1 pseudogene is annotated in these 327 nt (G+C 63.6%); it reads left to right on the top strand.

The features are described from left to right. Positions 1–327: pseudogene (locus SREC43747_RS21485) on the top strand (DUF3558 domain-containing protein); the annotation flags it as partial.

The raw sequence follows: 327 nt of genomic DNA on the forward strand, positions 1-327 counted from the left end.
TGAGCAGCCTCCTGTGGAGCGGACGACTCCTGAGGTGGGTCGGCCGGGGGAGCTGAGCCTTGCTGGTAAGTCCGAGCAGCAGTTGTGCGAGCTGCTGACCCCGCAGCAGCAGGACCAGCTGGAGGTGTACGTCCCCGAGACCGGGGACATCGAAGACCCCGAGCTCGAACTCGACTACCCGAACTGCGGTTTCCTCTCCAGTCCCGGGGTTGATCCCAGTTTCGACATCACGATCCTCGCGGTGCCCAAGTCGTTGGCCGACTTCAAGGACGAGCTCGGTGAGCCGTTCCCGGAGACGGCTGCTTCCTACGACATCTCCGGTTTTCC

It is taken from the genome of Saccharopolyspora rectivirgula DSM 43747, from assembly GCF_000497205.1.
In the GTDB taxonomy this organism is placed as follows: domain Bacteria; phylum Actinomycetota; class Actinomycetes; order Mycobacteriales; family Pseudonocardiaceae; genus Saccharopolyspora; species Saccharopolyspora rectivirgula.